The organism is Pseudoalteromonas umbrosa (assembly GCF_030125375.1).
GTDB lineage: Bacteria > Pseudomonadota > Gammaproteobacteria > Enterobacterales > Alteromonadaceae > Pseudoalteromonas > Pseudoalteromonas umbrosa.
The window spans coordinates 1-1,862 of the sequence record NZ_JASJUU010000015.1; the positions used below are offsets into that span (position 1 = coordinate 1).

Genomic DNA, 1,862 nt, shown 5'->3' on the forward strand with positions numbered 1-1,862 from the left:
TGCTGTAACTGCGCCATATCCAAGATGTCTTCTTTGCAGACCAGACGAACTTGTCCCCCATGCAATAAGGGGTATAACCATTCAAATAGAGAGATATCAAATGCAAGCGATGCCAAACTTAAGAAACGATCTTGCCCTTGCATCGGGACCACGTCTCTAAAGCTGGCCATTCTGCGCGCTAAACTGCCATGAGACATCATCACCCCTTTAGGCTGACCTGTTGAGCCAGAGGTATAAATCACATAGGCAAGTTGCGCCTCCGTATGCCCATTATACTGCGGGGTGCCCAAATCGTAATCGTCCAAGGCAAGACTTTCAAACGCTAGGCTCTCAACATGCTCTGGTAAACTCTGTGCTTCTAAACATGCCCTTTGACCAAAGACCTGAGTGATGTTTGCGTCTTCTAAAATCCAGGCAATGCGATCTGCAGGTAAGCTCGGGTCCAACGGCACATACGCGGCCCCTGATTTTAAAATCCCCAAGATACACCCTAACAAGTGCACATCAGGTGAGGTAAACACCGCCACACGTTCGGACGCACCAATATGATGTGCCTGTAGGTAGTGACAGAATAAATTGGATTGATGTTGTAATGCCTGATAACTCAGCGTTGACGATTGCCAGTGCAGTGCCATTGCTTGTGGATGCAAAGCGGCTTGTTGATCAAACCACTGATGGATCAACATATGCTTTGGTTCAGGTGCGGTCTTTGGCTGAGCCAATTGATGCAGAGTTTGTTGCTCTTGCGCACTGAGCATCGGTAGTTGACTCAAGAGGCAATCCGGCGTTGCTAAGACATGAGCCAATACAGTTTCCACATGGCTTTGCAAACGGGCGATGGTTGCTCTCTCAAACAGCGCAGTACTATACAACCAAGTAAAAGAGATCCCTTGCGCAGAGATACGCGCATCCAATGATAAATCAAACTTGGCTTCATGCTCACTTTGTTGCAGCATGTCACATTGCAGGCCATGGTTCATCTCCTGCGATGGTCCCTGCTCAATGCTGTTGGCGACACTGAACATAATTTGGAATACCGGGTTATGCTGTAAACTCCGGCTCACCCCCAGATGCTCCACCACCTGTTCAAAAGGCACATCTTGATTGCTTTGTGCATCGAGGTTCACATCAATCACATGCGCCAACAACTCATCAAAACGCGTAAAATCGACAGAAGTACGTAGCGCTAAGGTATTGACAAAAAAGCCAATCAATTGCGCCAATTCAGGCTGCATTCTGTTGGCCACCACGGTGCCCAATACAATATCTCGACTAAAGCTATGTCGCGCGAGCACCAAGGCCAGCACACTGTGCAACACCATAAAAGGGGTGGCTCCCGTGCGCTTAGCCAGTGCCTGTACAGCCTGACTTTGCTCGGCAGAGACTTTGCCATGTAAAACATCGCCCTCATAAGTTGCCACGTCTGGGCGAGGTTTATCTAAAGGCAAACTATGCAGTAACGGCGCATCAGCGAGTTGCGTTTGCCAATAGGTAAGTTGCTTGGCTAACACATCTTCAGATAACCACTCACTTTGCCAATGGGCATAGTCAATATATTGGATAGGTAAAGCGGGCAAAGGCACCGCTTGATAAAGGGCCATAAACTCCCGAATAAAGACCTCGAAGGACGTGCCATCGGAAGCGATGTGATGCATCGTTAACAATAATACACCTTCGTCTTTAGCCAATTGAATATACTGGCTACGCAGCATCAGATCGCAGCTTAAATCAAATGTTGATTTTGCCTCTTGGTTTATCAATTGGGAGATCTGGGCGTGCTGCTGAGAGTGTGGTGTGTTTTGCAAATCAATAATCGGCATAGAAAACAAGTGTGCAGCGTCTTGCACAACCTGTATCGGTCC

1 protein-coding gene is annotated in these 1,862 nt (G+C 47.9%); it reads right to left on the reverse strand.

The features are described from left to right. Nucleotides 1-1,862: non-ribosomal peptide synthetase (locus tag QNM16_RS24880; protein WP_284022920.1), on the reverse strand; the 1,862-nt coding region annotated here is incomplete at both ends.